Origin of the sequence: Nguyenibacter vanlangensis (assembly GCF_038719015.1) — a bacterium.
Lineage (GTDB): Bacteria > Pseudomonadota > Alphaproteobacteria > Acetobacterales > Acetobacteraceae > Gluconacetobacter > Gluconacetobacter vanlangensis.
In genome coordinates this window covers 2440927-2453944 of record NZ_CP152276.1, presented here as the reverse complement: position 1 = coordinate 2453944, position 13018 = coordinate 2440927, and the positions used below count along the sequence as shown (strand labels likewise).

The following is a 13018-nucleotide window of genomic DNA, read 5'->3' as shown; positions in this document are numbered from 1 at the left end:
AGATCCGGAATGGTCATCGCTGATCGGGCCCTGTGACGTCCGGGGTCAGCTTATCATTCCAAAAATGGATAGCAATGCAATAATCATGCCGTATGGGCATTTTCGGCTTGCGGCGCGGCCGGCGATGGACATAGGCTTGGCCCATGACGATGGACACGCTGGATTTCAAGCAACTGGAAGCGTTCTGCGCGGTCATGTCGACCGGCGGGATCACCGGGGCGGCGCGGCTGCTGGGCCGGTCGCAGCCGAACGTGTCGCGCCTGATCCAGGAACTGGAAAGCGTGCTGGGCTTTACGCTGTTCCTGCGCAACGGTCCGCGGATTTCGCCGACGGAGCATGCGCTGCAGTTCCATCCGGAGGCGGAACGGCTGGTCAGTGCCTTCCGCCATGTCCGCGAGCGGGCGGAAGCGATCGCGGGGGGACGGGCGCCGTCCTTCGAGATCAGCGCCATTTCGTCGCTGGCCGTCAGTCTGGTGCCGCCGGCGCTGGCCTGCATTCCGTCCGAGATGATGCCGCAGGCCCTGCACGTGCAGGTGACGGTGGTGGACCGGGTGACGCAGGCGGTCGCGGCCGGGGCGGCGGATTTCGGCCTGGCGAGCTTTCCGCTGAGTTATCCGGGGCTGGACGTGAAGTGGATCGGCGAGTCCCCCAGCGTGGCGGCGCTGCGCCGGGACGATCCGCTGGCGAGGAAAATGGTGATTCCGCTTGCATCCTTTCTGGACCGCACGCTGATCACCATGTCCAATCCGTTCAAGCTGCGCTATCGGATCGACCGGGTGTTCGAGGCGGCGGGGATCGTGCCCAGGACCATCCTGGACACCAATACCGGGGCGGCGGCGCTGGCGCTGGCCCGCGAGGGGCTGGGGGTGGCGATCGTCGATCCCGCGACGGCCTATGGCATGCCGTTCCGCGACCTGGTGCTGCGCCCGCTGGAGGCGCGGATTCCGTTTTTCTTCGGGGCCATCGCGGGGGCGTCGCGTCCCCTGTCGCCGGCCCTGGCGATGTTTTCCGATGCCGTCCTGGCGGCGGCCGAGCGGCTTCTTCCCGATTTTCGCCTGCATGAGACATTGAGCGCCGACCTGCTGGAAGATGCTCTGTACGGCGAACATCCTGTGCAAGAGTAGAGAATTCCATGACGACCATGATGGCGGAGCCGTGCGGCCCCGCGGAGATCGCAGGCGGTCTGGACCGGCTGGAAGAGCGGGTACGGCAGGACCTGGACTGGCTGGAACTGCCGGCGAAGAACTGGGTGCCGGAACGGCGCCTGGAGGGACAGGTGGTGCGCGACGTCGTCATCATCGGCGGCGGCATGGCTGGATTGACGGTGTCGGGCACGTTGCTGCGCTATGGCGTGCGGAACCAAATCGTCTATGACCGCGAACCGGCGGGGCGCGAGGGGCCATGGGTGCGCTATGCCCGCATGCGCACCCTGCGCTCGCCCAAGACCCTGCCGGGGCCGTGCATGGGCCTGCCGTCACTGACCTTTCGCGCCTGGTACGAGGCGCGGTTCGGCGCCGATGCCTGGATCGCGCTGACGCGGATCCCGCGCGAGACCTGGATGGAATATCTGGGCTGGCTGCGGCGGATTCTGGAATTGCCGGTGCAGAACGAGACGGAACTGGCCGGGGTCGCGGCGCATGACGACGGCTTGCTGGCGCTGACCGTGCGGCGGGCCGGCGTGGAGGAGCGCGTCCTGTGCCGGCACCTGGTGCTGGCGACCGGACGGGACGGGCTGGGCGGCGCCTATGTGCCGCCGGTCATCGCCGCCCTGCCGCGGGCCTGCTACGCGCATTCGTCCGAGCCGATCGATTTCGCGGCGCTGCGGGGGCGGCGGGTCGTGGTCGTGGGGGCCGGCGCGTCGGCGATGGACAATGCGGCGACCGCCCTGGAGATGGGCGCGGCGCGGGTGGATCTGCTGATCCGCCGGAAAGATCTGCCGCGTGTCAACAAATTTACCGGAATCGGCAGCGCCGGCGTGGTACACGGATTCGTCGGGCTGCCGGATGCGTGGAAATGGCGGTTCCTGGACTACACGCTGGCGGCGCAGACCCCGCCGCCCCGGCCGAGCACGTTGCGCGTGTCGCGCCACGAGAACGCGCATTTTCATCTGAATTGCGCGCTGCGCGCGATTGCCGTCGAGAACGGGGCGTTGCGGATCGAGACGTCGCGCGGGACGTTGGGGGCGGATTTCATCATCGCGGCCACCGGCTTTGCCGCCGATATGGGACGGCGCCCGGAATTCGCCGGTTTTGCCGACAAGGTCCGGCTGTGGGGCGACCGGTTCCGGCCGGAGGCGGCGGACATGCCATCGGGCGGGCTGAATGCGGAACTGGCCGGATCGCCCGACCTGGGGCCGGGGTTCGCGTTTCAGGAGCGCGAGGAAGGATGCTGTCCGTTCCTGAAATATATTCATTGTTTCTGTTTCCCGGCGACCTTGTCGCATGGCAAGGTCAGCGGGGATATTCCGGCGATCAGCGAGGGGGCCGACCGGCTGGCGCGGCAGGTGGTCAGGAGCCTGTTCGTGGAAGATCGCGCCGTACACTACGAAAATCTGGAAAGTTTTTCGGTCGCCGAACTGCAGGGCGATGAATGGGTGGATGCGCCGCTGCCGCAGGAGGCATGAAGGAGAGGTTCGGTCGGCCCGCGCCGATCTTTGCGGGCCGGGAGGATGGCGCAGCGATGCGCGTTTGAGGGGAAAGGCGGCGGATTCGTTCCGCAGGATCGGGCTGGAGTGCAAAAACCTTGCGGCGCCGCATCCATTTTATAACGATAACGCAACATAATTGTTCGTTGTATATGGTATATGTTTTATAAATCGACCCGGCCGGGCGCCGGGGTCTGATTAATCACTGAATTAAATAGTATAATCAAAATAAATCATATTGACCCGAGTATAATGCCGATATAGGCGTATTGCACAGTTTGTGGTGGGGTTATGAGAGCGACGTCGGATAACGAGAAACCGGGTGGCGGAAGGCAGGGTGGCCGGGGGCTGGCCGTGCTGGCCGCCATTTCGGGCAATGCCTTCGAATGGTACGATTTCGGTGCCTTCGGTTTCATGACGCCGGTGATCAGCGCGCTGTTCCTTCCGAAGGCGCAACTGGGCGAGGCGACCGTCGTGCTGTTGACCACCGCGCTGTTCGGGGTGGGATTCGTGACGCGCCCGCTGGGGGGGATCGTGCTGGGGCTGTATGGCGACCGCCATGGGCATCAGCGGGCGATGGTGCTGGGCATGGTGATCATGGCGGCGGCGATGGCGTTGATGGCCTTCGCGCCGCCCTATCGCACCGGGGGAATCGTGTCGGTGGCGATCGTGGTCGTGGCGCGCCTGCTGCAGGGGTTTTCGGTGGGCGGCGAGTTCGCGACCTCGACCACCAGCCTGATCGAGATGGCGCCGCCGGGGCGGCGGGGTTTCTTCGGGTCGTGGCAGATGACGGGACAGGTGCTGGCGCAGATCATGGGGGCGGCGCTGGGATATGCCGTCACGACCCTGTTCAGCCATGCGCAGCTTTATGCCTATGCCTGGCGTATTCCGTTCCTGTTCGGCCTGGCGATCCTGCCGCTGGTGTTCGTGCTGCGGCGCCTGGGGGCGGCCCGGCGGCATGCGGGTGCGTTCGCGGCGGATGCCGGCGCCTCGGCGGGCACCGCGCTGGCCAGCCTGCTGGGGCAGCGGCGGCAGATCCTGACCGGGATGGGGCTGGTCGCGGCCAGCACGGTGTCGTTCTATATCATCTATGCCTATGTCGTGACCTATGCCACGACGATCCTGCACCTGCCGATGGCCCATTCCTATCAGGTGCAACTGGTCGCGGCGGGCGCGATGGTGCTGGTGGTGCCGTTCAGCGGCTATCTGTCCGACCTGTATGACAGGCGGACGATCATGACGGCGTCGCTGCTGCTTTATGCCGTCATGACCCTGCCGCTCTATGCCTGGCTGGTGGCCGCGCCGTCGATCGCCCGGCTGGTGGTGGTGCAGATCGCGCTGTCGGTCACCAGCGGCATGTTCCTCGGCACCTACTGCACCTTTCTGGTCGAGCTGGTGTCGCGCGAGGCGCGGGCGACGGCGCTGGCGGTGATGAACAATGTGGTGGTGCTGCTGGTCGGCGGCTTTGCGCAGTTCATCGTCACCTGGCTGGTCCGGGTGTCGGGGCTGAAGATCGCGCCGTCCTTCTTCGTGCTGGGCGGGGTGCTGATGGGATTGGCGGCGCTGGCCAGCCTGCCCGCGCGGCGGCCGCGGATGCGTGGCGCCGAATGTGCCCGTTCGGGCGCGTGACGGACGGGCCGTGATCCGGACTGAGTCCCGGTAGCGGGCATGGGCTTTGGGGCACGCGCTCTGGGGCATGCGCTCTGGGGCACGCGCCGGCCGGAACGTTAAAATGTTACGATATAACAATTAAATGACCTTGTTCGTGATGCAGGAGAGAGCGATGCGCAAAGACCAGTTGCTGGCCACCACGATTGCGGCCACCCTTGTGACCACCGCCGCGATGGCGCCGGCCGGGCCGGCCCGGGGGGCGAGCCAGCCCCCGCCCGGCAGCGCGGCCCCGGCCGCACCGGCGGTGAAGAAGGTGCCGTCCGGAAATCCGGCCGGGACGGGGACGGGGGCGCGGGTTGCGCCTTCGGTCGAGGAAGTCGATGTGCGGGGCGCCATTTATCGCCACACGGGCGGCGGATTGATGTCGCGCGAGACCGCGCCCAAGGCGATCAGCGCGGTGACGCAGGCCTATATCGGACGGCAGAGCCCGAGCGCCACCGCGCTGACGCTTGTCTCCATGATGCCGGGGGTGAATTTCGCCGCGGCCGATCCGATGTCGGCCACCGACCAGGCGGACATGTCGTCGCGCGGCGTGGACCAGCCGGAGATCGGCTATATCTTCGAATCGGTGCCGTTGAATTTCTCGCTGACCGGCAACCCGAACACCACGGCCTGGGCGGATTCGGAGAACATGGCGCGGATTTCCTTCGCCCAGGGGGCGTCGGAGATCCAGGACCCGACCTTCAGCGAGGTGGGGGGATTGCTGCGGGCGGGCATGCGCGATCCGGCGGACAATTTCGGCGGCGCGTTCGATGCGAGCTATGGCAGTTTCGACATGCATCGCGAGTTCGTGCGGCTGGATAGCGGCTATATCGGTCATAGCGGGGTGAAGGCCTATATCTCGTTCTCCGACATGATGGTGCGGAACTGGCGCGGCCTGGGGCCGAACCACCGGCGGCACGTCGATTTCAAGGCCGTCAAGGACTGGTCCGCCGACAGCCATACCAGCCTGGCGGTGACCTATAACGATCTGCTGAAATCGGCCTATACCCAGCCGACGATGGCGCAATGGCTGAAGCAGGGGGTGAACTACAATTATCCGGGCACCTATACCCCGGGGCAGACGACCTATTACAAGAACTTCATCAATGTGTGGCAGGCGATCGTCGTCAGCATGCCGTCGGACCTGCGGCTGACGCGGCATCTGCGCCTGAACGTCACGCCCTATATGTCCTGGGCGCGGGGCTATGCGCCGGCCGGGACGCTGCTGAACGTGGCGGGGAATTACTACGGCCGCAGTTTCTATCCGGAGAATCTGGGCTTTGCGCCGACCAACGCCGCGCATACCCAGTTCAACGCCATCAGCACAAACGTGATCCAGGATACCTATGCCGGGTTCAACACCTTTCTGACCGCGCATTACGGGCGGTCGGAGACGCTGTTCGGCTATTGGTACAATTTCGACAACGGGCATATGGATTATTTCTACCAGGGGGTCGGCGCGAACGGGATCGCGCCCGATCCGACCGGGGAGAAGGCGATCACCTTCGCCAACGGGGTGCGGCTGTCCAACCAGCTCGGCAACATCACGACGCAGACCAATGCGCTGTACGTGTCCGAGAAGATCGGCCTGATTCCCGATCACCTGGATCTGTATGCGGGGTTCAAGGAGGTGATGATGAGCCGCGATGCCCAGAACCAGATTCCGGGCACGGCCTATGTCCATGCCAACAGCGCGCATCCGCTGCCGCGCGTGTCGCTGAACTGGCGGCTGAACGACACGCATCAGTTCTTCATCGACGCGACGACGAATTTCCGAGTTTCGCCGGGGAACAATCTGTTTACCTCCTATAACATCAATAACGGGCATATCGCCCATCAGGGCGCCGCGGGGCCGGACGAATATGCGATCGGCGAGGAGGTGGGCTATCGCTATAACGGGCCGGTGCTGGCGTCGGTCACCTTCTTCAACACCAACATCACCAACCGCCAGATCGTGACCATCATCAACGCCAACCAGATTTCGGGCACGGTCAGCGGCGGTGGCCAGACCAATCGCGGCGTGGACGGCGAGGTGGCGACCAGGCCGTTCCATCACGTGACGGCCTATGTCTCGGGCGAGTATCTGCACGCCACCGAGGACAATAATATCCGCGCGATCGCGACCAGCGGCCTGGTGGATTACCTGCCGTCGGCCGGGAAGATCGCGGTGCGCAGCCCGAAATGGCAGGCGGCGCTGGGCCTGGCCTATGATGATGGCATGTTCTTCGGCGACATGAACCTGAAACATATCGCGTCGCAATATTCGACCTTCATGGATGACGAGAAGATGCCCGCCTATACCAACGTCAATATGAGCGTGGGGGTGCGCGGGTCGGATTGGGGATGGCTGAAGCGTCCGGAATTCCGGCTGAACTTCATCAATGTCGGGGATGCGCATTACCTGTCGGGCGTGGCGAGCCCGGTGGCGACCGCCAGGGGCGCGCGTGGCATCTATGGCGGCAAGATCGCGGCGGGCAGCGCGTCGTACTATGTCGGACCCGGCTTTGCCATGCTGGGCACGATTTCGACCTCGTTCTGAGCCATAGGGGAGAGAGGAGAAGGCATGATGCGGAAATCGTCCATTGGGCTGAGGGTGGCGCTGGGAATGCTGGCCGGCGTGGCAGGGGTGGGGCCGGCGGGGTGGGCCGCCCCCGCCGGACCTGCCTTTGCCGCGAGACGGGATGCCGCCTGGCGCCTGGCGGGGGAAGTCGCGTTTCCGGACGTCAAAAGCGGGCCCTATTCGGATTACGTGACGACGGATACGCGGCGGCACCGCGTCTTCACGACCATGCAGGCCAGCAAGGAGGTGGTGGTGTCCGATTACGAATCGGACAAGGTGATCAAGGTGATTCCCGGATTCGGCAACCCGCACGGCGTGGTCTATCGCGGCGATACGGACCGGCTTTATGTGTCGGACGGGGCGGGAAAAATCGAGGTGTATGACGGCGCCAGCTATGCGCACCTGAAGACCATCGCGCTGCGGCCGGGGGTGGATGGCGTCGTCTATGACCCGCAGGACAAGAGACGGATCTATGTCGCCAATGGCGGCGACGATGCGGGCGAGGCGACGGCGCATCTGTCGGTGATCGACACCGACCTGGACCGGGTGGTGGCGGACTGGGTTTTTCCGACCCCGGTGCTGGAGCAGGGAGTGATCGATCATGCGGAGGGGCGGATGTATCTGAACCTGCCGATGAAGGCCGCGCTGGCGGTTATCGACCTGAAAAGCGGGCGGATCGCGGCGCAATGGGCGGTGCCGTCCTGCGGCAGGAACATGTCGGTCGCCCTGTCGCGCGCCTGGAACCGTCTGTTCGTCGCCTGCCGCAACAGTTCGATGCGCGGGGTGATCGTCGCGTTCGACCTGAAGACGGGGGCGGTCAGCAAGGTGCTGCCGTCGCGCGGGTGGATCGACAGTCTGTGGCTGGACGAGAAGCGGCGGCGGATCGTCGATTCCTCGGGCGACGGGGTGGTGGAGACCTATGTCTATACCCCGGATGACGCCGCCTCGGGCGTTTCGGGCCCGGGTGGGCGGTCGGGCGGGCAGTATCGGAAGGCCGACGATGTGGAGACGTCGGTGATGGCCAAGACCAGCTATTTCGACCCGGTGGCGGATCGCCTGTTCGTCTCGGTGCCGCATCTGGGTTTTCCGACCGACTATGCGAAGGTGATGATATTCCGGCCCGTCGAATAGAAACGGCCAGGTCTTTCCCTTGTACGTAAACACAAAAACATCACGAGGTTGTTCATGAGCTGGATATTACGGATGCGGGCCCTGGCGTGTGTCGCCGGACTGGCGGCGTCTGTCGCGTCGCCCGCCATGTGGTCTGCGGTCTCGTCCGCCCGGGCCGATGAAATCCATCAGGACGGGCCGACCACGCTGGCGATCTTCTATCGGGCCAAGCCGGCGGACCGGCCGGCCTTTCGCCGCTATCTGCTGGATCGCGAACTGGACCGGCTGGCCGCGTGGAAGAAGGGCGGCGTGCTGAAGAATTACCAGATCCTGTATAATCCCTATGTGGATTCCGAGACCTGGGATGCCGCGGCCCTGCTGGAGTTTCCGTCCTATGCCCAGGTGGGGCAGTGGCAGGCGATCGAGCAGACCGCGCCGGGCGGGCTGGATGCGGCGGGGCTGGCGCTGGCCCGGCCGGTGCAGACCTATTCGCTGGATCTGCGCTGGACCGAGGGGGGCGGCGATCCGAACCGGGGGATCTATTACATCATCAACTACACTGTGGGGAACGACGAGAACTGGAAGAAGTGGGACGTTTCCTTCAAGGGGTACGGGCTGCCGCAGATGCATGGCTGGATCCACGACAAGGCGTTGATCAGCTATCGGATGTATACCAACCGCTATGATTCCGGCGACCGGTGGGACGAATTGCTGCTGCTGCAATATCGCGACCTGGCCGCGCTGGGGCAGCGGGACGCGGAAATGGCCAAGGTGCGGGCCGAACTGGCGCGGGATCCGAATTTCAAGCCGCTGATCGACCATGTCCATGCGTTCCATACCGAGGGCAATGACGTGCTGGGCGTCCCGCTGGTGAAATGAGCGGGGTGCGATTCCTCGGTGAGGCGGAGCGGCATCCGCCCGCGCTGCGGGCGGTGCACTGGCTGACGGCGGGGCTGGTGGCGTGTCTGTTCGCGACGAACTGGCTGCGCGAGGGAAGTGCGCATGGCAGCGCGATCCGGAAATTCTGGCTGCAGAGCCATGAATTGGCCGGATGCGCGGTCTTCGGGCTGACGCTGCTGCGGTTGGGGCTGCGGCTGGGGCTGCGCAAGGCGGGCGGGACGGCGCGTCCGGCGCGGATGCTGCATGGCGTGTTTTACGGGTTCCTGCTGATGCTGCCGGTCTTCGGCCTGCTCTGGGCGCTGTTCGGGGCGTCGGCGAAAATCGCGTTCTGGACCTTGCCGGCCCCGGCGGCGCGGAATCCGGCGGTGGTCGACCTGGCCAGCAGGATCCACAGCCATGTCGTGGCCTATGTCTTTCTGGCGCTGATCGGCATACATGGGTTGGCGGCGGCGTGGCATGGGCTGGTCCGGCGGGACGGGGTGGTGCGGCGGATGTGGTGAGTGCTTGCGGGCGCGCAAGGATGGGGGTGGCGGGTGCGTCTTGTTCTTTTTTGAAAAAAAGAACCAAAAAACTTTTGGACATTTGAGAGAATGTGCTGGGAGCGCGCAAAGCTCCAAAACGAATAAAAGTCTTTTTGCTTCTTTTTCTTCAGAAAAAGAAGAGACTTTCACGGTTGGCTCCATAGGACCGGAGGACGAAGAATTTGGTGATATCGCGAAGGGATGTCGCGAAACTGGGGGCGTCCCTGCTGCTGGCGCCGGCGGGGGTGCGGGCGGCGCGGGGGGCGGCCGTGCCGTGGTGGAAGCGGGCGGTGGCCTATGAGATCTATCCCCGGTCCTTCCAGGACGGGAACGGGGACGGGATCGGCGATTTTCGCGGCATGGCCGCGCGGGTCGATCATCTGGCCGACCTGGGCGTCGATGCGGTGTGGGTCGCGGCCTGTTTCGATTCGCCCAATGCCGACAACGGGTATGATGTGCGGGATTATCGCAGGATCATGCCCGATTTCGGCACGATGGCGGATTTCGACCTGTTTCTGTCGCGCGCGCGGGCGCGGGGCATCCATGTCATCCTGGACATGGTGTTCAACCATACCAGCGACGAGCATGAATGGTTCGTGCGGAGCCGGCAGTCGCGGGACGACCCGTATCGCGATTTCTATATCTGGCGCGACGGGCGCGACGGCGGACCGCCCACCGACTGGCAGGCGGCGTTCGGCGGTCCGGCCTGGCAGTTCGACGCGCGGACGGGGCAATATTACCTGCATACCTTCGTGGCCAAGCAGCCCGACCTGAATTGGGAGAATCCGAAGGTCCGGGCGGCGTTGTACGATATCCTGCGCTTCTGGGCGGCGAAGGGGGTCAGCGGGTTCCGTTTCGATGCCATTACCAGCCTGGCCAAGCCGTCGGCGATGCGCGACTTGACGCCGGCGCAGCGGGCGGGTTCGGGCGCGTTCGCCGAGATCGGGCCGCGCCTGGAGGGGTATCTGCACGACATGTACACGCATGTCTTTGCCGGGACCGACCTGTATACGGTGGGCGAGGCGTGGGGCGCGCCGCACGCGGCCATTGCCGCGATGACCGACGACCGGCGCGGCGGGCTGAATTCGGCCTTTCGGTTCGACCTGCAGTTGCAGGACATCAGGGGCTGGCGCAAGACGCCGTGGCGGCTGGAGGCGATGCGCGCCTTCAATGCCGACAATGCGTTCGACGACGATCCGCATGTCTGGCCGCTGGTCTATCTGGAGGATCACGATTTTCCGCGGGCGGTGTCGCGCTATGGTTCGGCGCGGCCGGAATTCCGCGAGCGGTCGGCCATGCTGCTGGCGACGATGCTGCTGTCGCTGAAGGGTACGCCCTTCATCTATCAGGGCCAGGAAATCGGCATGGCCAATTATCCGTTCACCGCCATCGACCAGTATCGCGACGTGGCCGCGCATCAAGGCTGGCGCGACGAGGTGCTGTCCGGGCGGGTGCCGGCGGCGACCTATCTGGCCAATCTGGCGCAGAGCAGCCGGGACAATGCGCGCACGCCGATGCAATGGGACGGGTCGGCGCATGCGGGCTTTACCACCGGGGTGCCGTGGCTGGCGGTCAATCCCGACCATGTGCGGGTCAATGTCGCGGCCCAGCAGGGGGTGGCGGGGTCGGTCCTGTCCTTCTATCGGCGGATGATCGCCTTGCGTCGCGCGCAGTCCTGCCTGGCGACGGGACGTTACCAGGACGTGAGTCCGGAGGGGCGGCAGGGGGATGTGGACCGTCCGGGGGGCCGCACCGGGGGCCTCTATGCCTATCTGCGGCGGGATGAGGCCGGGGCGGCGCTGGTGGTGCTGAATTTTTCGGATGCGGCGGCGCGCTATGCGCTGCCGGACGGCATGGCGGCGGAGCGGGTGCTGATCGGCAACCTGCCGCACCCGGCGGCGGCTGTGGGCGGGGTGCTGGCGCTGCGGCCGTGGGAGAGCGTGATCTACGCGGTGCGGCCCGGCTAGAGCCATATCCATTCACAATGGTTCACGGATATGGCTCTAGCTCTTTGTTTTAATGAGCATCTTTATCCGACCGGATGAGTCCATCCGGTCGGATGATGCTCTAGGGCTGAAAGGACTGGTCGGCAGGGGGGATGCGGCCGGGGCGCCGCACGATTTTGGGGCGTGACGGCCGAGGTGCAAGCGGTCAAAGATGCGGCCATGAGCGTGTATCATGCCGATCTGCCTGCCCTGAATCCCAACGGGGCTCTTGCCACCCGCGAAGAGCGTCATGCCAGGGGCATGGCCCTGCGCAAGACGTTGCCGCGCCGGGGCCATGCGGAATGGGCGCCGGCCGGCGACCGGGGCGACCCGGTGGCGATCCTGGAGCGTCAGGGCGCCGGGCGGATCGCCAGCCTGCTGCCGGTGCGCTATGCGCGCATGGCGGCCTCGCCGTTCGCGTTCCTGCGCGGGGCGGCGGCGGTGATGGCGGCGGACCTGGCGCATACCGCCTGGGCCGGGCCGCGCGTGCAGAGCTGCGGGGATTGCCATCTGGCGAATTTCGGCAGCTATGCCTCGCCCGAGGGGCAGCCGGTTTTCGACCTCAACGATTTCGACGAGACGCTGCCCGCGCCGTTCGAATGGGATATCAAGCGGTTGGGGGCCTCGCTGGTGCTGGCGGGGCTGGAGGCGGGGCTGTCGGAGGACAAGGCGCGCGGCCTGGCCGAGGCGGCGGCGCGGGCCTATGCGGGGGAGATGGAGCGTCTGGCGCCGCTGACGCCGATGGAGATCTGGACCAATCGGATCGACCTGATGGCGGCGATCGACGATTTTTCCGACCGGAAGGCGCGGCGGCGGGTGCGCGCGCTGCTGGAGGCGCGGCTGGAGAGCGCGACGCTTCATTTCGGGCTGGTGGCCGACGACCGGGGGGCGCCTTCGCTGCGCGAGAAGCCGCCGCTGGTGATGCGCCTGCCGGAGAATGACGACGCGGTGCGGGGGGCCTTTGCCCGCTATGTCGCCACCCAGCCGCCCGAGCGCGGGATCCTGCTGTCGCGCTATCGGCTGCGGGATGTGATCTTCAAGGTCGTCGGGGTGGGCAGCGTGGGGACGTTCTGCGCCATCGGCCTGTTCGCCACCGCGGACGGCGACACGCTGCTGCTGCAGATCAAGGAGGCGCAGGATTCGGTGCTGGCGCCGTTCGCCGGGGCGTCGAATTTCCGCAACCAGGGGCAGCGGGTGGTGACGGGCCAGCGCATCATGCAGGCGGCGGCCGATGCGTTCCTAGGCTGGACCCACAGTGCCGAGCAGGACGAGGCGGAGGATATCGTCCGTTCGTCGGGCCATTCCTTGAGCCATTCATTATCGGGGGCGGGGCGGCAATTCTATGTCCGCCGGGTGAAGGATACGCGGCTGGCGGCGGTGGGCGCCGAGTTCGTCGCGGATTCGCTGCCGGATTACGCGCCGCTGTGCGGCCGTACCCTGGCGCGGGCGCACGCGCGCACCGGCGACGTGGTGATGCTGTCGGCCTATCTGGGCCGGGGGCGGGCTTTCGCCGAGGCGATCGGCGCGTTCTCGGTGCTGTATGCCGAGCAGACGCGCCGGGACTGGAGCCTGTTCAAGGAGGCGATCGCGGCTGGACGGCTGCCCGCCTGGTCCGGGGCCGCCTGACCGGCGGCCCGGGGACGAT

Annotated in this window: 9 protein-coding genes; all 9 read left to right on the top strand. The window is 65.8% G+C overall.

Annotated features, from left to right (window positions below; all coding sequences use genetic code 11):
* Positions 1 to 143 precede the first annotated feature (143 nt).
* The 9 genes from AAC691_RS11390 (at position 144) to AAC691_RS11350 (ending at position 12999) form a co-directional block, all read left to right on the top strand.
* The gene (locus AAC691_RS11390) at positions 144 to 1124 is read left to right on the top strand and encodes a LysR family transcriptional regulator (protein WP_342626971.1); all 981 of its coding nucleotides are present in this window, start codon (positions 144 to 146) and stop codon (positions 1122 to 1124) included.
* Between the two features lie 8 nt (positions 1125 to 1132).
* On the top strand, positions 1133 to 2623 hold the full coding sequence (locus AAC691_RS11385) for an NAD(P)/FAD-dependent oxidoreductase (protein ID WP_342626970.1): 1491 nt from the start codon (positions 1133 to 1135) through the stop codon (positions 2621 to 2623).
* Positions 2624 to 2935: 312 nt separating this feature from the next.
* Complete coding sequence (locus AAC691_RS11380) at positions 2936 to 4273, top strand: MFS transporter (RefSeq protein WP_342626969.1); 1338 nt, start codon at positions 2936 to 2938, stop codon at positions 4271 to 4273.
* Between the two features lie 154 nt (positions 4274 to 4427).
* Complete coding sequence (locus tag AAC691_RS11375) at positions 4428 to 6836, top strand: TonB-dependent receptor domain-containing protein (protein ID WP_342626968.1); 2409 nt, start codon at positions 4428 to 4430, stop codon at positions 6834 to 6836.
* 24 nt (positions 6837 to 6860) lie between these two features.
* Positions 6861 to 7988 (top strand): hypothetical protein, encoded by a 1128-nt coding sequence (locus tag AAC691_RS11370; protein ID WP_342626967.1) that lies wholly within the window; start codon positions 6861 to 6863, stop codon positions 7986 to 7988.
* Between the two features lie 54 nt (positions 7989 to 8042).
* Positions 8043 to 8846, top strand: a complete 804-nt coding sequence (locus AAC691_RS11365) for a hypothetical protein (RefSeq protein WP_342626966.1) — start codon at positions 8043 to 8045, stop codon at positions 8844 to 8846.
* 5 nt (positions 8847 to 8851) lie between these two features.
* A complete protein-coding gene (locus AAC691_RS11360) occupies positions 8852 to 9367 on the top strand; it encodes a cytochrome b/b6 domain-containing protein (protein WP_342626965.1) in 516 nt (171 codons plus the stop codon).
* Positions 9368 to 9573: 206 nt separating this feature from the next.
* On the top strand, positions 9574 to 11355 hold the full coding sequence (locus tag AAC691_RS11355) for an alpha-glucosidase (protein ID WP_342630198.1): 1782 nt from the start codon (positions 9574 to 9576) through the stop codon (positions 11353 to 11355).
* Between the two features lie 198 nt (positions 11356 to 11553).
* On the top strand, positions 11554 to 12999 hold the full coding sequence (locus AAC691_RS11350; RefSeq protein WP_342626964.1) for a DUF2252 domain-containing protein: 1446 nt from the start codon (positions 11554 to 11556) through the stop codon (positions 12997 to 12999).
* Positions 13000 to 13018: the final 19 nt, after the last annotated feature.

Excerpts from the sequence above, each read along its gene's own strand:
- AAC691_RS11375 (WP_342626968.1), top strand. The coding sequence starts at position 4,428 with ATGCGCAAAGACCAGTTGCTGGCCACCACGATTGCGGCCACCCTTGTG.
- AAC691_RS11365 (WP_342626966.1), top strand. The coding sequence starts at position 8,043 with ATGAGCTGGATATTACGGATGCGGGCCCTGGCGTGTGTCGCCGGACTG.
- AAC691_RS11370 (WP_342626967.1), top strand. The coding sequence starts at position 6,861 with ATGATGCGGAAATCGTCCATTGGGCTGAGGGTGGCGCTGGGAATGCTG.
- AAC691_RS11390 (WP_342626971.1), top strand. The coding sequence starts at position 144 with ATGACGATGGACACGCTGGATTTCAAGCAACTGGAAGCGTTCTGCGCG.
- AAC691_RS11380 (WP_342626969.1), top strand. The coding sequence starts at position 2,936 with ATGAGAGCGACGTCGGATAACGAGAAACCGGGTGGCGGAAGGCAGGGT.
- AAC691_RS11385 (WP_342626970.1), top strand. The coding sequence starts at position 1,133 with ATGACGACCATGATGGCGGAGCCGTGCGGCCCCGCGGAGATCGCAGGC.
- AAC691_RS11350 (WP_342626964.1), top strand. The coding sequence starts at position 11,554 with ATGAGCGTGTATCATGCCGATCTGCCTGCCCTGAATCCCAACGGGGCT.